Raw genomic sequence first — 21,173 nt, 5'->3', positions numbered from 1 at the left:
GTCATAAATTTTCAACATAGAATAGATTATATCATTTTCACAGGAGTGTTCCCTATGTTTGATCCTGATCTGGTTCTAACCCCCATACATTATCTCTATCTTATTGGCGTTATTTCAATCCTCACCGTTATGATTTTAAGGAAAGACACACTTCTCGTCTGCATCGGCTTTCTTTTCTTTACAGGCGTTATTGGGCTGGGGTCTGTAACCGGAGGTATCATGACCGTTTTCAATGCCATCTTATATGCCTCAAAGGAATTTATGGAAATTATTGCGACAATTGCTCTGATTATCTCCCTTTCCAGGTGCTTAAAAGACCTTGGCAGTGACTATCTGCTTATGACACCAATGGCGAAAATCATGAAATCCCCCTCGCTTACCTGGTGGATTCTTGGATTTACCATGCTGGTGTTTTCCCTGTTTTTATGGCCTTCTCCGGCGGTTGCTTTAGTGGGTGCCATTATCTTTCCCTTTGCATTAAAGGCAGGATTAGATCCCTTGATGGCAGCAATTGCCATGAATTTATTCGGACACGGAATTGCATTAAGCTCGGACTTTATTATTCAGGGAGCACCAGCCATTTCAGCAGGAGCCGCTTCTATTGAAACCTCAGATATCCTGACAGAAGGAATGCCCTTGTTTCTGGTAATGGGAATTGTCAGCGTTCTTTCTGCATATCTCTTAAACAGAAAGAATATTACAGCCTGCTGTGCAAATGTGTCCATTCAGGAGAAGCCCGACAAGGAACCGGTTCCATTCTTTTCCCTTACCATGGCAATCTTAACTCCTCTTTTCTTTCTCATTGATGTTGTGCTTTTACTTGTTTTTGATTTTAAAGGAGGGGAAGCCACCAGCCTTATTTCAGGGACTGCCATTCTCCTTACCTGCATCGGTGCTGTCATGGGATTTGGGATTCATTCCCTGGAGCGGATTACCTTTTATATAACTGACGGCTTTCTTTTCGCCATCCGCATTTTTGCTCCCGTCATTATTATCGGAGCATTTTTCTTTTTAGGCGGAAATGGAATTTCAACCATCATGGGCGAATCATTTCAAAGAGGAATCATGAATGACTGGGCAATCTGGCTGGCTCACAATATTCCGATCAACAAATATATGGCTGCTGTTCTCCAAATGGCAATCGGCTGTCTGACAGGACTTGACGGGTCCGGTTTTTCCGGTCTTCCCTTAACCGGTGCTTTCGCCAATACATTTGGTACTGCTGTAGGTGCCTCGGTTCCTGTTCTGGCTTCTCTGGGGCAGATTACCGGTATATTTGTGGGAGGCGGCACCATTGTACCCTGGGGGCTGGTTCCCGTTGCAGCAATATGCAATGTTAACCCTCTGGAACTGGCGAGGAAAAACCTTCTTCCCGTCAGTCTCGGCTTTCTAGCAACCTTTGTGGTTGCCTGTTTTCTTTTATAACTATCCAGCTCTAAGGAGGAATTGCTATGTGTGGAATTGCTGGTTTTTACAACGCAAACAGAAACTACCAGAAAGACAAAACCTACTATGAAACTGTACTGGAAAAAATGTCAGCCGTTCAAAGGCACAGAGGACCTGACGATTCGGGAATTTATCTGTTTGAGCATGGGGGGCTGTCTCATGCCCGCCTGTCCATCATTGATCTGGCAAATGGAAGCCAGCCTATGGAAAAAACCGAAGCTGGAAAAACCTTTGTCATTGTTTATAACGGCGAAATTTATAATACGGAAGAACTCCGCAAAGACCTGGTAAACCGGGGACACTCCTTTACCACAACCAGTGATACCGAAGTGATATTAACCGGTTATATGGAATATGGACCTGAATTTGTAAAAAAATTAAATGGTATCTTTGCTTTTGCCATTAAAGATCCTGTCCGAAACGGTTTATGTCTGTTCCGGGACCGGTCTGGCGTCAAACCGCTTTTTTATACCATCCAGAATGATGAAATCATCTTTGCTTCGGAATTAAAAGGAATCTTTGCTTATCCAGGTATTACTCCGGTTTTAGACAAAAACGGGCTCAATCAGATCTTTTCCATCGGTCCTGCCCGCACCCCCGGATGCGGAGTCTTAAAAGGAATGAAAGAACTGCTTCCCGGGCACCTGCTGTTCTGTTCCAAAGACAGTTTTCATTTAAAAAGCTACTGGAAACTGGAAAGCCATCCCCATGAAGACAGTTACGAAGAAACCATTGAGAAAACTTCCTTTCTGGTGAGAGATTCCATCAGGCGGCAGATGATTTCCGATGTGCCGATCTGTACATTTTTATCTGGAGGTCTGGATTCCAGTCTGGTATCCGCCGTTTGTGCTGCAGAACTGAAAAAGAAAGGAAAGCAGCTCACTACATTCTCTTTTGATTTTGTAAATAACGACAAATATTTCAAAGCCAGTTCTTTTCAGCCCTCTCAGGACCGGCCTTTCGTAGATCAGATGGTGAAATTTTTAGATTCTGACCATCATTATCTGGAGTGTGACAACGTGACACAGGCAGACCGGCTTTATGATTCTGTTACTGCCCATGATCTGCCTGCCATGGGTGATATTGACTCTTCTCTTCTTCACTTCTGTTCTCTTGTCAAACCGCACAACAAAGTGACTCTGACCGGAGAATGTGCCGATGAAATCTTTGGAGGATATCCCTGGTTTCATAAAGAAGAATGTTTTAAGGCTCATACATTTCCCTGGACCATGGACTTAGAGCCGAGAAAAGTGCTTCTAAAAGATGAATTTCTTGACCACCTTCAGATGGAGGAATATGTGAAGGAAACCTACGAAAAATCCCTGGCGGAAACCCCTGTTTTGGCAGAAGACAGTCCTACGGAAGCCAGGAGAAGGGAAATCTCTTATCTCAATCTCCGCTGGTTTATGCAGACATTGTTAAATCGTATGGACCGCACCAGCATGTATTCCGGTCTGGAAGCCAGGGTTCCATTTGCAGATCACCGGATCATTGAATACGTCTGGAACGTGCCCTGGGATATGAAAACAAAAGACGGAGTGGTAAAAAACCTGCTCCGGCAGTCAGGAAAGGGACTTCTCCCATACGAAGTCTTATACCGGAAAAAATCACCCTATCCCAAAACCTATGATACCAACTATGAAGCCCTGCTGATCTCACGGGTAAAGGAAATGGCAGCAAACAACGGACCGGTTCTTCAATTTATTGATCCCGTTAAATTAGAACAGTTTTTAAAAAGTCCTTCTGATTACGGAAAACCATGGTATGGTCAATTAATGGCGGGGCCCCAGATGCTTGCCTACCTCCTCCAGGTTAATCATTGGATGGAAATGTATCATATTTCAGTAGAATAAAAAAGGAAGTGCGGTATTCTTTGCATTACAAAGACCGCACTTCCTTTTTTTTCCTGTTTTTTTACAATTTTTAAGGTTCATGTCAGTTTTTTGTAAAGCATAGAAAGGAAACCGTAAGACCAAATTTTTATCTTTTATGTTACTATAATGTATGACAACATGACACGCCCGAAGGAGTTACTATGAAAAATTATAGCATTGGTGAAGTTTCAGACCGCTTGGGCATAAGCCGTGATGCACTCCGCTTTTATGAAAAAAAGGGGATTATAAAACCCGCAAAAGAAAAGAATGGATACAGAACCTATACATATAACGACATACATAAGCTTTCAAATATTCTTTTTTACCGAAGACTTAATTTCAGTCTGGAAGATATTGAACGAATCCTCTACCACAGTTCCCTTCCTGATTACCGCTCCATGCTTCTGGAAAAAATAAAGGAAGAAAAGGATGAGATTTTAAAACACCAGCAGTCTTTAATCCATTTAAATCATCTAAGGCAGCTTTCAAAAAATGTGGAACTTTGCTTAAACCAGTACGATATCCGGCCCCTGCGCCGGCATTATATCATATCAGATAAAAACTTTATTCAGGAAAAAGAGATTTCTGATCTGTGCTATATCTGCCAGGAATTTAAGATACAACAGGATCCTCCTGAAAAAATCAATGAATTTCCGGTAATTGCCGGTCATACTGCCGCCATAATGAATTTTCAGGATGAGGTAAAAGACTTTCCGGTACTGCAGCACAATCAATGTATTTATACCATCATTTCCTCAAAGCAGCCATTTCCTGATCCTGCAGCAATACAGGCTGCCGTTGAGTGGGCAAAAAGCAATGACTACGATCTTGCAGGAAATGCTTACACCGGTTACCTGCCCGGCTGCACCTTCCAGCAGGAAACTTCCAATGAGCCGGTATTTTATATCGAACTTTTTCTGCCTCTGCATAAAACTTCCAGTGAAGAATAAACAGATTGGAAAGCTGCTTTTATTGAAACGCGGAGCATTCTAATGTATAATTAATATTACCAGAGAACATTTTTTCCTGTTCTTTGATTTCATTTTAGAAGGTTGGTCACTGCTATGTTAAAAATCGCAATCTGTGATGATTCTCCCAAAACGGTTGAAACATATTCAAAGCTCATTTCCCATTGTGCCAAGGTGAATCATTTAGAGATTGAATTATCCTGTTTTTACAGCGGAGAGGCCCTGTTATTTCATCTCATGGAACAGCCGCAGGAGATGGACATCATCTATCTGGATATTCTGATGGAGAAAACCGACGGCATGGAAACTGCAAAAAAGCTGAGAGAAAATAATTGCAATGCCCAGATCATTTTTCTGACAAGCTGTGAGGATTATGTCTATGAAGCCTTTGAAGTAAATGCCGTACAATATATTTTAAAAGATGAAACTACTGCAGACAGATTTGAAAAGATTTTTCTGCGGGCAGTTCATCTTGCCTCTCAGCAAAAAGATGAGGTATTTGTCTGTAAATTTGATATGGAAACATATGTAGTTCCCATACGTCAGATCTCACACTTTGAGATCTGGAAACGAATCGTAACCGTCCACTATGGCTCCGGTCAGATTGCAAAATTTTATTCCAGCATGGAGCAATTGGAAAAACAGTTTTCAGGAAAAGGCTTTGTCAGGGTTCACCGCTCTTATATGGTCCAGCTTTCCTACATCTATAAGTTTGAGCGTCAGAAACTTATACTTAAAACCGGGGTCTCTGTTCCTATAGGGATTACCTATCATAATGAATTAAAGCAGATTTTCTCCGATTATATTTCACATTCCCACATTCATTATTTTCATGACAATGGAGATTGATAAGGAGGAAACATATGACTTATGCCATAATAATGGTAACCGCTGTTTATTATTACATCTTTATCTATTATTACAGAGAATTATTAACTGCCCGGAAAAACCGGCATGTTTTTGTCACCTTTGCCCTGCTGCTGTTTATCTTTACTTATTTGTTTCTCGGCAGAGCAAGAGGAAGCTGGATTGTCCTTCCTGCCGTACTGCTTCTTGCTGCCATAACGCTGAAATTCAGTGTTAATGTCACATGGATCCAGGCATTTTATGGAGGAATTACAAGTACTCTTAGCGTTTATTCCTTCCGGGGTACATTTACAACCATTGGAGCCATGACGCTGGCAGATAACTCTTTCTTTTTTCTGCATACGGGTAATACCTACCATGCCATTTCCCTCATTGCGTTCCCCACTACCCTGCTGTTCTTTCATGTGATAAGAAAAACCCTTCTGCCGGATCAGAAGATGAAAGTTCTTCTTCAGAATCAGAGACAACTGCAAATGATGATTTTTTTTGAACTTACGGCTCTTATTCTTTTAACGATTATCAGCGAAGGGCGTTATTTAAGCCCCCATACATTATGGTTTAATTCTGTGTTTCTGGGTGCCTGTTTATTTACCATTGGCATGCTGATATTTTTCACCTTTTACTCGGTACGTGCTACGGAATGTCTGGAATATGAGTGGACCAACAAAATGCTGGAAAAACAATACCGGCTGCAGTTAAGACATTATAAATCTTATGAGAGATATACGGAAAGTTTTCGCAGCTTCCGTCACGATTACAGATCCATGCTGACAACGTTAAAAACCTTAATACGCAACGGAAAAAATGAAGAAGCTTATCGTTTTATGGATGGAATGTATACGGATATGTATGAAAAAATGCAGGTTCATAAAAAATATTCCAATCACGTTATTTTAGACGCCATGCTTCAGGATCTGGCCAACATATGTGAAGAGAACAAGATTCGTTTCACCTGCACTTCTGCTATTCCGGGAAAACCCTCCTTACCGTTGATTGATGCCGTCCGTGTTTTTTCAAATTTATCAAACAATGCGGTAGAGGCATGTCTGAAAACAGACGAGCAGGATCGTTTTATTAAAATTACAGGCAGCAACAAAGATGGCTGGACAACTCTGCAATTTAAAAATTCTTTTGACGGACAGCTTACCGTTAAAAACGAACTTCCTGCAACAACAAAAGACGATACAGACAATCATGGTCTTGGTCTTGCCATCGTAAAAAAAATTATTGAGTCTGCCGGTGGTTTTTTAATCATTGATGCAGATAAAACAAAGAAAGTATTTCTTGTCCGTGTTCATATTCCTCATACAGCCAAAGATTTGGAATCTGACAAATAACGGATTATAAAGCTTAATTTTATTTCCCATTCTTGTTAAATGTAAAGATACGCCATGGTGACTGAGCTTTTAGTTTCCCGGCGTATTTTTTGTTTTTTCATACGCTTCATGAATCTTTCAATGCAATTCTGATCAGCTCTGTTATGACAGTTTCCATATATTTATTACCGGTAGAGGTGCTGTTCTCCACCAAAAAGAACTTATACAGGCAATTCATGGACAACAATTACGAAAACACATAAAGCCTTTAATCCTTTGCCAAATTCCCCTTGATTTAAAACCAACGAAACGAAATCCGTTTCCTGCATATTAATATAATGAGGTTTCCTTTATAAAGGCTTACTTTATTTTTTTAATTCAATGAAAAGGAGACATTTTATTCTATGAGTAATATTGCACTTCAAATAGAACGCATCTCTAATGGTTCTGTTTTAGTTGATTCTAATGTGCTTTTCGATACTACCATATATTCTGCCGGAAATATCAGCTATGACGCTCTGACTGGGGAAATTACATTTAATGAACCTGGACGTTTTTACATTGATTGGTGGGTTGCCAGCCAGTCATCTTTTTCTACCAATGGGGCAGTATTTGCTCTGTCTTCCTCAGAAGGTGATTTTCTGGAAGGAAACTCACCCACAAGAACCGGCCAGGTTGTTGGAGTCGGAATTATTGATATAGCCACGGCTCCTGCAACACTGTCTCTCGTGAATGCAAGTACACATGTAGTCTTTTATTCCTCTTACGTTCCTGTAAAGGCTACTCTTGTAGTGATGGAAGATGATGTAGTTGATGGACCGACTGGCGATACAGGACCCACTGGTCCGGCGGGAGATATTGGTCCCACTGGAGATACTGGTCCCACCGGCTATACCGGCCCCACCGGGGATATTGGTCCTACCGGCGATACGGGTCCCACCGGACCTACAGGACCGCAGCAATTGCCATTTGCAATTATTCATTCCAGTGTTGAACCATCAGAACCTTTGGTTATTGCATCTGGAGGAACCATCCCTGCTCAAATTCTGGAATATGAATCTGTTCCATTTATTGTAAGCGATAGCGAAAGCTTTTCTATGACAATACCAGGAGTATATCAGGTTATTTTGAATATAAATGTAGGATGGCAAACAGAGCCTATTCCTAACCGTATGCTGAGTTTAGGCATACAACAAGACGGGGAAGGAACTACACTTATTGGATTAAATGGGTTCCAATCATACTTCACTACCAGTGAGGAAGAATTTCCAACTGTGCATATTACCGGAATTGGTCGTTTGCATACCGACGGTACTGCAGTATTCCGCATTTTGAATTTGGGATTCGATCCCGTTTATATGTTTTCAGTCAATCCATTTGATACAACTAGCAACACCTATAATACATCAACATCACTTGATATGAGTATATTATGGGTAGCGCCTTTTACCCCATTTGTACGCAATAATTAATCTGGTCTTTATCAATTTATTATTGCGATGAATTGATAACTGAAAAATATTATTTATATTTCCTATTACTTTTAATTCGTCCAATAGGAAATATCAGATTGGATCAATGAGTTTTCAGACACGCCCTAAATAAACCTGTTCCTTAAAAGCCCATACTACCCTTTAAGCGGATTGTATGGGCTTTTATATTACTTTCTATATCAAATCAATTTACAATATATCTTTTCACTATTATTTTATTTAATTTCCTAAACAAATAATGCGATTAGAATAAGAATCCTATCAAGTGTAAATTGTAAAAAACAGGAACAAGACATACACATGTCGTATTCCTGTGATATAATGGCACAGAGGTGCAAATATGAAAATTGACCGTTTAATTGTAATTGTAACAATTCTCTTACAGAAAGATAAGGTAACAATTCCAGAGTTAGCAGACCGATTCGAGGTTTCATGCAGGACGATTCAGCGTGATATTGACAGCATATGCCAAGCTGGTATCCCTATTGTTTCCATGCAGGGATATGGCGGAGGACTGACTGTTGCAGAAGGTTATAAACTTGATAAAACCATTCTTACAAAAGAGGAATTACAAGCAGTATTCACTGGAATTAAGAGTATAGACAGCGTTTCAAAAACCGCATACGGGCAAACCCTTATGGAAAAATTCTCTAACGGAAAAGGTGCTGTTTTTGCCGAACATGATATGATTTTAATTGATTTGGCTTCATGGTATCAAGATAGTCTTCCGGACAAAATAGAAACAATCAAGCAGGCAATTCTTAATCGGAAACAAGTGTCTTTTCTTTATTATTCCAATAAAGGTGAAAGCAAACGCACAATAGAACCATATCTGATTGCTTTCAAATGGGGGGCATGGTATGTGTATGGCTACTGCCTTACAAAATTAGAATACCGGCTTTTCAAATTAAATCGCCTGTGGAAATTGGATAACACCAAAATGACCTATGTTCCACGGGATATTTCAGAGAAAAAAATGGATTTTGAACCGTATTTTTATTCAGAAGAAATCAGATTAACGGCTCTGTTTGAACCAAAAGCAAAATACCGATTGATAGAGGAATATGGACCGGAATGCTTCACAATTTCCGAATCCCACAAGCTATTGTTTAAGCGGTCTTTTTCCAATCCAGAATATTTGCTGCAGTGGATTATGAGTTTTGGCGATTGCATTACAGTAATAGCGCCAGTTGAATTAAGGGAGGCAATCAAAAATAAAGCAAAAAATATGTTAAGCCTATATCAATAACAGGACATACTGTTGTCCGGTTGGTGATGGTATATTGTATTAAGAAGGAGGAACGAAAAAATGCTCAAATTAAATGCAGTTGGTCTATTTGTTAAGGATATGGAAACAATGGTTTCTTTTTATCGAGATGTAATGGGTATGAAAACAGAATGGGCAGGGGAGGCAAATGCGGAATTATATTCTGACAACGCCCGGTTAATCATGTTCAGCAGAAAAAATTTTGAGGACATGACATCAAGAATCTATACCTACCCAAATGGTTTAAATGGTACGGTGGAGTTAGCTTTCGATGTTGCAAATTTTATGGAAGTTGATGCTGAATATTCAAAAGTCGTAAAAGCTGGTGCAACACCAATATTTCCACCCACAGATGAACCGTGGGGGCAACGGACAAGTTATGTTGCTGACCCGGATGGAAATTTAATTAAAATTTCGTCTTTTATTAAGGAATAATTTTAGGGATCTGTCATCTGAACTCCAATAATAAGACCGCTTAAATAGTGGTCTTATTGTACATCAACTATCTCTTAATGCAGAGGTAATCCAGTGCTTTACCACCTATCTGTAATTTAGTCATTTCGGCTTACAATAATTTTCTATATCTTTCAGATTTATTCTCTCCCGGTTTTAGATTAAGAAACTATAGTACGTTTCTGTATGGTTCTGCATATTTATATTAGGAGGCACTTTTTTATAAATATTTATTAATCAGCATAAAACATAACCAAAAGGAGAGATTTGATAACATGAGTAATATTGCACTCCAAATTGAGCGTATTTCTGACGGCTCTATATCAACTGGTTCTAATGTGCTCTTTGAAACGATTGTATATTCTGCTGGAAACATCAGTTACAACTCATCTACTGGTGTTATTACATTTAATGAACCAGGACGCTTTTATATTGATTGGTGGGTTGCCTGTCAATCCTCTGCTTCAACAAATGGCGCCGTATTTGCCTTATCATCTTCACAAGGCGATTTCATAGAAGGAAATTCCCCAACAAAAACTGCAGAGGTTGTTGGAATTGGAATCATCGAGGTTGCTACAGTTCCTTTAACCCTATCTTTGGTAAATGCAAGCACAGATATTGTATTTTATTCACCTATTGTACCAGTAAAAGCTACTCTGGTCATTGTTGAGGATGATATTGTTGAAGCTGGTCCTACGGGGGACACCGGACCTACCGGAAGTACCGGACCTACCGGCGATACTGGACCTACCGGCGCTACCGGACCTACTGGCGATATTGGGCCTACCGGCGACACTGGATCCACGGGCGATACTGGACCTACTGGCGATACCGGACCTACTGGCGATACTGGACCTACCGGCGCTACCGGACCTACTGGCGATATTGGGCCTACCGGCGACACTGGGCCTACCGGCGACACTGGGCCTACCGGTGATACTGGGCCTACCGGTGATACTGGACCTACCGGCGATACTGGACCTACCGGCGCTACCGGACCTACTGGCGATATTGGGCCTACCGGCGACACTGGATCCACGGGCGATACTGGACCTACTGGCGATACTGGATCTACCGGCGATACCGGACCTACTGGCGATATTGGGCCTACCGGCGACACTGGATCCACGGGCGATACTGGACCTACTGGCGATACCGGACCTACTGGCGACACTGGGCCTACCGGTGATACTGGACCTACTGGCGATATTGGGCCTACCGGCGACACTGGGCCTACCGGCGACACTGGGCCTACCGGTGATACTGGACCTACTGGCGATACTGGATCTACCGGCGATACCGGACCTACTGGCGATATTGGGCCTACCGGCGACACTGGATCCACGGGCGATACTGGACCTACTGGCGATATCGGACCTACTGGCGATACCGGTCCTACCGGTGACACCGGACCTACTGGACCTACTCCTACGGAATCCACCCTCTTTGCATTCCAGGATACAGGAACCTATACGTTACAGGTACTTCCAAATCCGACACCAGTACAATTTCCTGCTCCCACACTATCTTCCCCTGATGTTATCCAGACATCACCAACGGAATTTCAGGTACAAAATGCAGGAACCTATCTGATCACTTATGCCGTTGATTTGGAATCAGTAATTCCTACAACAATTGGAGCAATCCTTTTAATTGGTCCAACCGGAAGTCAGACACCTTATACTCCATCAATAGTAGATTCAAATAATGCCGAACTTCTCTCTCAATCCATAACTAGTCTGGCAACAATCCAGGCAGGCGACACGATTTCATTGGGCTTATTTGGAGCTGAAGGAGAAACAATTAATATTAATTCAGGTGTTTCTATCGGAATTATCAGATTGAGTTAGATAAATTTGTTTCTTGTCTTATCAATAAAATGAATACATCATAAATAATACTTCCGTTAAAATGATATAATGTAATCTAAATGTATAGAAAAAATAAAAATACCATTTTATAAAGCCCTTATACTCCCTTAAGGGGGATTATATGGGCTTTAACATTACTTTATTTATCAAATCAATTCATAAAATAATTTTCTAATCTTTATTTGGATTCTTTCTTTTAAACTCTGAAATAAATAACCCGGTTAAAGTCAGAATCATCCCAAATATTGCAGTAATCGTAACTGGCTCACGGAGTACAATCACAGAGGTAATAACCGTTATTACAGGAACAATATAGATATAAACACTTGTCTTCACTGCACCTAATATTTTAACGGAAGAATTCCACGTTACAAAACATAAAGCAGATGCCCCTAATCCAAGAAATAAAATGTTAAGCAGATAAACTGGCTCCAGCCAGTGGGTATCATTAATTTTAAATCCTAACAAATACAAAGCAGGTATCATAAACACCAAGCCATAAAAGAAAATTCTGCGTGTAGTTTGAATCGTATTATAATGAAAACTGCTGATTTTCTTTGTTAACACAGAATAAGCTGCCCATAACACGGCAGCTAAAATAGCTAATAAGTCACCAAACGGATTTAATTGCAAATTACTGCTTCCATTAAAAGTTATGAGAAATATTCCGCCAACTGCAACTACAAATCCTATAAAGAATTGAAGTTTTAATTTTTCTCCATCTAAAAAACAGTGTGCAAAAATTGCAGTAAAAAATGGTGCAATAGATATAATAACTCCTACATTTGAAGCAAGTGTATAGGTCAAAGCAATATTCTCAAATAAATAATATAAACTAACTCCACAAATTCCCGCTGCCACAAAATATAACTCCCTCTTTTTCTCTTTGATTTTTAACCTGTGAGGGAAAGCAAAAATCAGTATAACAAAACCAATTGTAAATCGAAAAAACAATATTTCTATTGGTGATAAAGCATTTAAAAGAATCTTTGTGGATATAAAAGTTGTCCCCCAAATAATAACTGTAATAAATGCAAATGAATGTCCTATAACCGTTCTTTTTCTGTCCATAATTCCTTCCTATGTAGAGCCCGTTTGTCCGTACTTATAAATATACTTCTGTATTGCATTGGTGTTAAGCCAATATATTTTTTAAAAAAGTTAGAAAAATGACTTTGATCAGAAAACCCAGTCTGTAATGCCACATCAACTGGATAACTCCCCTTTTCCAATAACTTTTTTGCCTTGTCAATTCTGACTGTTTCCAGATAATTATAAGGAGAAATTCCCTTTTGCTTTGTAAAAGAACGAAGAAGGTAGTATTTACTTCTCCCTGTCAGCCCACATAAATCTTGGAGCGTAATGCTTTCCATGTAATGAGTCTCCAAATATTCACAAATTGTCTTTATTTCCACGCTTTGTTCCATAATTTCTTCTGACAGCTCTCGTTTCGTATATTCTTGTAACAATTGTTCCAAAAGGAAAAAGAACATCTCTTCTTTTTTAAAATCCTTTTCTTCTTCCATAATTATCTGATGCAGCTCGTGGAGCACAGTCACTAATTCACTATGGAAAACCACCTGAGTCGTAAAATAAGGAAGAGCAGCTTTTCCAGCTATTTCATAAACCGCTTTGCCCATAATCTCCGGCTGAATATTAATACAGCGGTAATCCAGTACTTTACCATCAATCTGTTCACACCAATGGGGATCACGAGGATTGAACAAAAGTAAATCTCCTGGTTCTATTATATATTCCCTATTTTTACAAGATAGAAACCGCTTTCCCTTCTCAATAAAGCCAATTACAAAATATTCATGAAAATGTTTCGGAAATTTCTGCATGATTCCTTGAAAAAGATAAGCTTCCATCTTCAACTCAATATCATATTTCACAATTCTTACTTCCTTCACAATCTATCTGCTCCTTTCTCAAAATCACAATCAGTATATCATAGATCTAAATTATATTCTTGTATGATATTGCTCTGAAACTACTTAAATCATAAATATATATCCTATTATCCGCTCTGAAAAATAAATCTAATTTGCTCTCTTCACCTTGCAATAATCTTTTAAATTTTTCTGATTTATAACCTCTTATTTTCACATTAAGAAACTGTAGTCCATTTCTGCATACTTATATTAGTAGGCACTCTTTTTTAAATATTTATTAATCAGCGTCAAACATAATCAAAAGGAGATATTTGATAACATGAGTAATATTGCACTCCAAATAGAGCGTATTTCTGATGGCACCATATCAACTGGTTCTAATGTGCTTTTTGAAACCGTTGTATATTCTGCTGGAAACATCAGTTACAATTCATTTACCGGTGTCATAACCTTCAATGAACCAGGACGCTTTTATATTGATTGGTGGGTTGCCTGTCAATCCTCTGCTTCAACAAATGGCGCCGTATTTGCCTTATCATCTTCACAAGGCGATCTTATAGAAGGAAATTCCCCAGCGAAAACTGCAGAAGTTGTTGGAATCGGAATTATCCAGGTTACTACAGCCCCTGTAACCCTTTCTTTGATAAATGCAAGTACAGATGTTGTATTTTATTCACCTATTGTACCTGTAAAAGCTACCCTTATCATTGTTGAGGACGATATTGTTGAAACTGGTCCTACTGGGGACACTGGTCCTACCGGCAATATTGGTCCTACTGGGGATACCGGACCTACAGGGGATACTGGGCCTACCGGCAATACTGGACCTACCGGCAATATTGGTCCTACTGGGGATACCGGACCTACCGGGGATACTGGGCCTACCGGCAATACTGGACCTACCGGCGACACTGGTCCTACCGGAGACACTGGTCCTACAGGCGATACCGGACCTACCGGGGATATCGGACCTTCCGGTGACACGGGTCCCATTGGTGATACTGGGCCTACTGGTGATACTGGGCCCACTGGTAGTACTGGACCTACTGGGGATACTGGACCTACCGGCGATACTGGACCTACCGGCGATACCGGACCTACAGGCGATACCGGACCTACCGGCGACGCAGGATCTACTGGCGATACTGGACCTACCGGCGATACCGGACCTATTGGCGATACCGGACCTACCGGCGACGCAGGAACGACTGGCGATACTGGACCTACCGGCGATACCGGACCTACCGGCGACGCAGGATCTACTGGCGATACTGGACCTACCGGCGATACCGGACCTATTGGCGATACCGGACCTACTGGCGACGCAGGATCTACTGGCGATACTGGACCTACCGGCGATACCGGACCTACCGGGGATATCGGGCCTTCCGGTGACACGGGCCCCATTGGTGATACTGGGCCTACTGGTGATACTGGGCCCACTGGTAGTACTGGACCTACTGGGGACGCTGGACCTACCGGCGATACCGGACCTACCGGCGATACCGGACCTACCGGCGACGCAGGATCTACTGGCGATACCGGACCGACTGGCGATACTGGACCGACTGGCGATACCGGGCCTGCTGGTGTTGGACCGACTGGCGATACTGGACCTACCGGCGATACTGGGCCTACCGGGGACACTGGACCTGCTGGTGTAGGAGCAACTGGTGATACCGGACCTATTGGCGATACTGGACCGACTGGCGATACCGGGCCTGCTGGTGTTGGACCGACTGGCGATACCGGACCTACGGGGGATACCGGGCCTACAGGCGATACCGGACCTGCTGGTGTTGGGCCAACTGGTGATACTGGACCCACCGGCGATACTGGACCTACAGGTGATATCGGACCTACCGGCGACACTGGGGCTACTGGCGATACCGGACCTACCGGTGATACTGGACCGACTGGCGATACCGGACCTGCTGGTGTTGGACCGACTGGCGATACTGGACCTACCGGCGACACAGGACCTACCGGCGACACGGGGCCTACTGGCGATATCGGACCTACTGGCAATACCGGACCGACCGGGGATACTGGACCGACTGGCGACACCGGGCCTACTGGCGACACCGGGCCTACTGGCGACACCGGACCTACTGGCGACACCGGACCTACTGGTGATACCGGACCGACCGGAGACACGGGACCTACTGGCGACACCGGTCCTACTGGCGACACCGGTCCTACTGGTGATACCGGACCTACTGGCGACACTGGACCTACTGGCGACACTGGGTCGACTGGTGATACCGGACCGACCGGAGACACCGGACCTACTGGCGACACCGGTCCTACCGGCGACACCGGACCGACCGGAGACACGGGACCTACTGGCGACACGGGACCTACTGGCGACACTGGACCTACCGGCGATACCGGACCTACTGGCGACACTGGGCCTACCGGAGACACAGGACCTACTGGTGACACGGGACCTACCGGCGACACCGGTCCTACCGGAGCTGACCCAATTGCTGCTTTTGGCGGATTATATAGTACTGATCCCGGTCCACTGGACCTTGTTGCCAATACACCTTTTACAGTTCCGCTCCCCACCACAATGGATAGTCAAAATATCACTCTGAACACGAACAGTATAACCATTGATTCTGATGGCATTTATTCAATAAGTTTTTCTATCTTAATAGAGGCAGTTTCCGGATCAGGTGTTAGCTTAAGCGTTGGAGTTCAGGTAAACGGGGCATTTGCAATTCCCCAGTTAGTGTCAACCCTGGCTATATCCAGTGATAGCCCCACACTAACCGTTAACTCCATTGCCTCACTAAGCGAAGGTGATGTTTTAACATTATCTATTTTAAGCCCAAATGATATCTCTCTTCAATTGGTAGCAAATTCAAACACACTGCTCACCGCTTTGCGGATTGGAGAAATAGTATAGTTAATCTTGTAACAAAGGTATAAAACAGGCTGCACCCTTCCCAAAAGAAGGATGCAGCCTTTCTGCTATCTAAAAAACAGCTTTATTTCCATAAAAGATATTGTATGCAGCAATTGATAATAAAACTCATTAATGATTTTTGCAAATTCGTTACATGGATTGATGAATTCGTTACAAACGATAACATTATAATCTCTTTCTTAACTATACTAAACTTGTCAAGATTAATACATTTGTTTGTCATAAGAAAGGAGGACCGCATGATGATTTGAACGTTTCTTCATACAAAAATATAAATAGTTTTATTATTTATAACTATTCACTTACATAGATAAGGAGATTATCATGCACTTCAAAATCACCACGGACTACAGCATCAGAGTACTCATTTATTTAAAACAAACCGATGCCCCATTATCGGCTGCAAAAGACATTGCAGAACACATCAAAATCTCTTACCACTACTTTAACAAAGTAGCCGTAAGCTTAAAACATGCAGGTCTCATTGAATCCGTGCAAGGACCAGGCGGAGGATATCGGCTCGCCCCCCATGTACCAGATCTTTCTCTCTACGACATCATTGAATTATTAGAAGGAGGAATCAGCATAAGCCGCTGTCTGAAAAAAAATGGTCATTGCAGCATGTACGGCAATGATCACGAAAACTGTAAAATATACGAATATTTTGAATACATCCAATCCAACTTTATTCAGTCTTTAAAAAGCAAGACAATACAGGAATTTTGCTAACAAGCAAATCTACTATTATGAGGTTAATGATGAAAAAAAAACAGATTATTCCCTCCATTTTAACTTTGGCGCTATTTTCATTTCAAACAAATTTTTACAGTTATGCCAATCAGACAATTTCAGATAATTCAGGACAATTTACAGCAACCCCAAGCGTTGCTGATAAATTAACTCATACGGAAAAAGAAACGATTCATATAGTCGCTTTTGATCCCAATGATAAAACTACAGCTTATAATGATTTCTTTCTGTCACCTGTCCCTTCTGGCGGAACGATTACACAGAAACCTTCCAATCCGGTTCGGCAGGGATACCAGTTTAAAGGCTGGTTTCACTCTCTGGATGAAAATATGCAGCCTGTTTTCTGGGATTTTACTTCGGATACTGTGGAACACAACATCACTTTGTGGGCTTATTGGGAAAAGGTCTGCCTTGTTGCCTTTGATCCCGCTGACGGCGCTGCAGGCTATGAAAGCTTCTATAAAGCCACAGTTTTGCCTGGCGGTCTGATCACTTCTCTTCCACCAGCTCCCCATCGGGATGGATATTTATTTAAAGGATGGTACGGCTACTTAGATGAGGAATTAAATCCTGTTTTCTGGGACTTCGGTTCTGACACCGTAGAGGACAACACCACGCTTTGGGCTTATTGGGAAAAAGCCTGTATCGTTACATTTGATCCGAATGATGAGACAACAAAAGCCGATGAATTTTTAAAAGTTACTGTTCCAACTGGCAAGCAAATCTCTTCTGTTCCACAACCTCCCACACGGGACGGTTTTATATTCATAGGCTGGTTTCTTGACTCCGATGACCAGACAACTGTATTATGGAATTTTCATTCGGACACTGTGGAACACGATATAACCCTGCGCGCCGCATGGGAAAAATCAAAGGAACAAGAAAACAAAGGAGGGAGTTCTTCTACTTCCCGCCCCAGCATACCCCCAAAAGAAGACCAGGTGAACATCGAGCAAAACCTGCCTTTGGGAAAAGCTCCGGAAGAAGTACAACAACATTTGCCAGAAACAACAACAGAGACAGAGCCTGTCCGAAGCACTCAATGGGATTTTATGCCTAAAACCGGAAACGCTAACATTCTGAAATATGGAATCAGTATGTCCCTTTCTCTTCTTCTGCTGCCTGCTTCCCTAATCAAGAAGAAAAAGAATCCATGAAACAAAGATCTGTAGCGATCCTGCTCTTTCTCTTTCTATTTGGATATGCCATAATTGGATTTGCCATTTATTTCAATGACTGGTATCAGTCCAGACACCAGATCAATCATCTTATTCCGTTGATGGAATCAGCCGCCAGCCATTTAGCTTCTGATACAGAACTATCTTTTAAAGAAGAAGTTACAGCGCCCTTAGAACGTGAAATCCTGCCGGAATTTGAGCAACTTTACGAACAGAATGCGGATACCATTGGCTGGCTGACCATTGAACAGACTCCCGTAAACTACCCTGTCATGCAAAATCCTGACAATCCTGACTATTACCTGGATCATGATTTCAAAAAACAGAGAAGTATTCATGGTCTTCCCTTTCTTGACTCCAGATGTGACCTTATAAAATCCAGGGAACTCCTGATTCACGGACATAATATGAAAACAGGGTTGATATTTGGTGAATTAATGAGATACAAAAAACAATCTTATTATCAATCCCATAAAACGATTCAATTTCACACACTCTATGAAAAAGCGGATTACGAAATCATAGCCGTAATTCTATCCAGAGTGTATGAAAAAACAGAGCAGGGATTCCGCTACTACCATCTTGAACAGTTGCAGACCCGGGAAGGATTTGATTTCTATATGGAACAGGTGAACCAGCTGGCTCTTTATCAAACAGGTAAAACCGCTGAATTCGGAGATGGTCTTCTCATTTTGTCCACCTGTGAATATTCCTTTCCAAATGGAAGACTGGCTGTTATTGCACGCAGGATCTAAAAAGCCAGGGTCTGACGGATCAGACTCTGGCTTTTTACATGCTATCATTTCTGTGACATACTCCTTTTAAGCGACATGTGCTTCCTGCAAGGAGTTATTTTTTTCCTGACACTTATATCTCTGTTTTCTTACTTTCTGTTTTCTGCATAAATACATTGCTGTAAATATAAGGGACAAGAACTGTAGATACATTCCTGTGTCTCCTAAGCCGCTGCATGATAAAATAAGTGGTCTGGTTATGCAAAATATTGGCAAACCAGCTTTCTTCCATAAAACGTGCCATTACAACTGTAATCATATCCCCAGGTTTTAGATTCTCTTCCTTTTTGCTGATATATTCTTCTACCGGTTCAATCAGCTCCCGGTAAGGAGACATGATAACCTCAAGAGGTACATCAATTCCTGTATCCACCCACTTTTTTTTCAGAATCTCACTTTGTGCTTCATCGGTTGCAATGTTCAGTGCCACCACATTTGAAGTGATCAGATTGGCATAATTCAGTGCTTTTAAAACAGAGCGGTTAATTCCTCCAACCAAAACAATGCAAAGATTTTTATCCTGGCTTACACTCTTATGATAGTGCGCCATAAAATCATCTACTTTAAGCTGCTGTCCAACGAACTGGTAATGTTTCTTAATACGAACCATCATGTATACAATAATCGGAATCACAATCGCCAGAAGCCAGGAGCCCTGGGAAAACCTTGTTACAAACACAATGATGGTTCCTCCCCCTGTCATTAAGGCACCAAGCCCATTAATAATCATTTTGTACCAGGAACCTTTTCCCTTTACCCGTATCCACCGAAGTACCATTCCAGTCTGTGATAATGTAAAAGAGAGAAACACTCCAATGGCATAGAGAGGAATCAGATAATGTGTCTCCGCCTGAAAGATAATCAGTAAAAAAGCTGCAAGGAAAAAGATAAACAAAATACCATTGGAAAAGCTCAATCTGGTTCCCCTGTGCATAAACTGACGGGGAACGTAACCATCATCTGCAAGTATGGCAAGCAGCGTGGGAAGCCCATTATAAGCAGTATTGGCCGCTAAAAGAAGAATCAGGGAAGTCGCAAACTGAAGAACATAAAACATGATTCCATGTCCGAATACAGCGTAACCAAGCTGGGATATTACAGTCTTGCCCTCCAAGGGAATAATACGAAGGGAAGTAACCAGAATTACAGATCCTCCAAAAATTACAATGATAATTCCCACAAGAATAAACAGTACATCTTTCGCATTTTTCTGAGATGGTTCCCGGAAACTGGGCACAGCATTGCTCACCACTTCCACACCTGTCAGCGCAGAACAACCAGAAGAAAATGCCCGCAGCAATAAAAACAAAGAAACCGTCCCCACTCCGCCTGTAACCGAAGGCATGGACTGGGAATAATCAACCGGTTCCAGATTTCCTGCAAAAAGTTTTACAAATCCGGTAACAATCAGAGCCAGCATAATCAGAATAAAGGCATAAGTGGGAATTCCAAACATCTTGGATGCCTCTTTCATACCTCTTAGATTCAAAAGAGTAATCATACATAAAAACAACAGCGCAAACAAAAGGCGGTAAGGACGAAATCCCGGAAATGCAGACACAAGAGCCGCAGTTGCAGCCGAAAGGCTGACTGCCACGGTCATGACATAACCAATCATTAAAGCGGACGCTGCCACTAAAGATGCGGTTTTACCGATATTTTCCGCAGATACCACATAGGCGCCTCCGCCGTTAGGATAACATGCAATGATCTGGGAATAAGAAAATGCCAGCACCAGAAAAAGCAGGATAATCGGTGAAGTGACTAATCCAAGATATTTCACTGCGGCTAATCCAAGAATTGGGACCAGCACCAGAAGCATCTCTTCAATGGCATAAGCAACAGAAGACACTGCATCACTTGCCATAATCGGAACTCCCCACAGCGGTCCCAGCTTCTCTCCCTCCAGATCATTACTTTTCAAAGCATTCCCCAATAATATATGTTTTAATTTTTTTCTCGGCTGCATAAATAAATTCCTCTCTGGCTTACATCCTGTTTTAATTCTAGTATAGCCATTTTCCTGTAAAATAAAATAATACCTGATGAATCATAGGCTTAATTTC

At 41.8% G+C, this 21,173-nt stretch carries 16 protein-coding genes; 13 read left to right on the top strand and 3 right to left on the bottom strand.

Annotated elements, in window-relative coordinates:
- The first annotated feature begins 54 nt into the window (after positions 1-54).
- The 9 genes from FAY33_RS17450 (at position 55) to FAY33_RS17410 (ending at position 11,534) form a co-directional block, all read left to right on the top strand.
- Positions 55-1,425 (top strand): citrate transporter, encoded by a 1,371-nt coding sequence (locus FAY33_RS17450; protein WP_143322518.1) that lies wholly within the window; start codon positions 55-57, stop codon positions 1,423-1,425.
- 26 nt (positions 1,426-1,451) lie between these two features.
- Complete coding sequence (gene asnB / locus FAY33_RS17445; protein WP_143322517.1) at positions 1,452-3,299, top strand: asparagine synthase (glutamine-hydrolyzing); 1,848 nt, start codon at positions 1,452-1,454, stop codon at positions 3,297-3,299.
- A gap of 182 nt (positions 3,300-3,481) precedes the next feature.
- Positions 3,482-4,270 (top strand): MerR family transcriptional regulator, encoded by a 789-nt coding sequence (locus tag FAY33_RS17440; RefSeq protein WP_143322516.1) that lies wholly within the window; start codon positions 3,482-3,484, stop codon positions 4,268-4,270.
- Between the two features lie 114 nt (positions 4,271-4,384).
- Positions 4,385-5,137: a LytTR family DNA-binding domain-containing protein gene (locus FAY33_RS17435; protein ID WP_143322515.1), complete on the top strand. Its 753-nt coding sequence runs from the start codon at positions 4,385-4,387 to the stop codon at positions 5,135-5,137.
- A 14-nt stretch (positions 5,138-5,151) separates the two neighbouring features.
- Positions 5,152-6,492 carry a GHKL domain-containing protein gene (locus tag FAY33_RS17430; protein ID WP_143322514.1) on the top strand — a complete coding sequence of 447 codons (1,341 nt, stop codon included), beginning with the start codon at positions 5,152-5,154 and terminating at the stop codon, positions 6,490-6,492.
- Positions 6,493-6,875: 383 nt separating this feature from the next.
- Positions 6,876-7,943 (top strand): collagen-like protein, encoded by a 1,068-nt coding sequence (locus FAY33_RS19605; protein ID WP_185967683.1) that lies wholly within the window; start codon positions 6,876-6,878, stop codon positions 7,941-7,943.
- A 361-nt stretch (positions 7,944-8,304) separates the two neighbouring features.
- Positions 8,305-9,213, top strand: a complete 909-nt coding sequence (locus tag FAY33_RS17420) for a YafY family protein (RefSeq protein ID WP_143322513.1) — start codon at positions 8,305-8,307, stop codon at positions 9,211-9,213.
- A gap of 60 nt (positions 9,214-9,273) precedes the next feature.
- A complete protein-coding gene (locus tag FAY33_RS17415) occupies positions 9,274-9,666 on the top strand; it encodes a VOC family protein (RefSeq protein WP_143322512.1) in 393 nt (130 codons plus the stop codon).
- A gap of 293 nt (positions 9,667-9,959) precedes the next feature.
- Positions 9,960-11,534, top strand: coding sequence for a collagen-like protein (locus tag FAY33_RS17410; protein ID WP_143322511.1), 1,575 nt, complete (start codon positions 9,960-9,962; stop codon positions 11,532-11,534).
- Positions 11,535-11,726: 192 nt separating this feature from the next.
- Here FAY33_RS17410 and FAY33_RS17405 read toward each other — a convergent pair whose 3' ends face one another.
- Positions 11,727-12,626: a DMT family transporter gene (locus FAY33_RS17405; RefSeq protein WP_143322510.1), complete on the bottom strand. Its 900-nt coding sequence runs from the start codon at positions 12,624-12,626 to the stop codon at positions 11,727-11,729.
- The gene (locus tag FAY33_RS17400) at positions 12,602-13,471 is read right to left on the bottom strand and encodes an AraC family transcriptional regulator (protein ID WP_143322509.1); all 870 of its coding nucleotides are present in this window, start codon (positions 13,469-13,471) and stop codon (positions 12,602-12,604) included. The genes FAY33_RS17405 and FAY33_RS17400 overlap by 25 nt, the downstream gene beginning before the upstream one ends.
- A gap of 298 nt (positions 13,472-13,769) precedes the next feature.
- Between FAY33_RS17400 and FAY33_RS17395 the strand changes: the two genes are divergently transcribed.
- The 4 genes from FAY33_RS17395 (at position 13,770) to FAY33_RS17380 (ending at position 19,068) form a co-directional block, all read left to right on the top strand.
- Entirely contained in the window at positions 13,770-16,364 is a 2,595-nt protein-coding gene (locus FAY33_RS17395) for a collagen-like protein (protein WP_143322508.1), read from the top strand.
- Positions 16,365-16,709: 345 nt separating this feature from the next.
- Positions 16,710-17,114 carry an Rrf2 family transcriptional regulator gene (locus FAY33_RS17390; protein WP_143322507.1) on the top strand — a complete coding sequence of 135 codons (405 nt, stop codon included), beginning with the start codon at positions 16,710-16,712 and terminating at the stop codon, positions 17,112-17,114.
- A gap of 26 nt (positions 17,115-17,140) precedes the next feature.
- Positions 17,141-18,292: an InlB B-repeat-containing protein gene (locus FAY33_RS17385; protein ID WP_207706032.1), complete on the top strand. Its 1,152-nt coding sequence runs from the start codon at positions 17,141-17,143 to the stop codon at positions 18,290-18,292.
- Positions 18,289-19,068: a class B sortase gene (locus FAY33_RS17380; protein WP_143322505.1), complete on the top strand. Its 780-nt coding sequence runs from the start codon at positions 18,289-18,291 to the stop codon at positions 19,066-19,068. The genes FAY33_RS17385 and FAY33_RS17380 overlap by 4 nt, the downstream gene beginning before the upstream one ends.
- A gap of 112 nt (positions 19,069-19,180) precedes the next feature.
- Here the strand turns inward: FAY33_RS17380 and FAY33_RS17375 are convergent, their stop codons facing one another.
- The gene (locus FAY33_RS17375; protein WP_143322504.1) at positions 19,181-21,076 is read right to left on the bottom strand and encodes an APC family permease; all 1,896 of its coding nucleotides are present in this window, start codon (positions 21,074-21,076) and stop codon (positions 19,181-19,183) included.
- Between the last annotated feature and the right edge of the window lie 97 nt (positions 21,077-21,173).

The sequence above is a fragment of the Clostridium sp. HBUAS56010 genome, assembly GCF_007115105.1.
Classification (GTDB): Bacteria; Bacillota; Clostridia; order Lachnospirales; family Lachnospiraceae; genus Lacrimispora.
The sequence above is the reverse complement of the archived record's forward strand: the minus strand, read 5'-3'. Positions and strand labels throughout refer to the sequence as shown.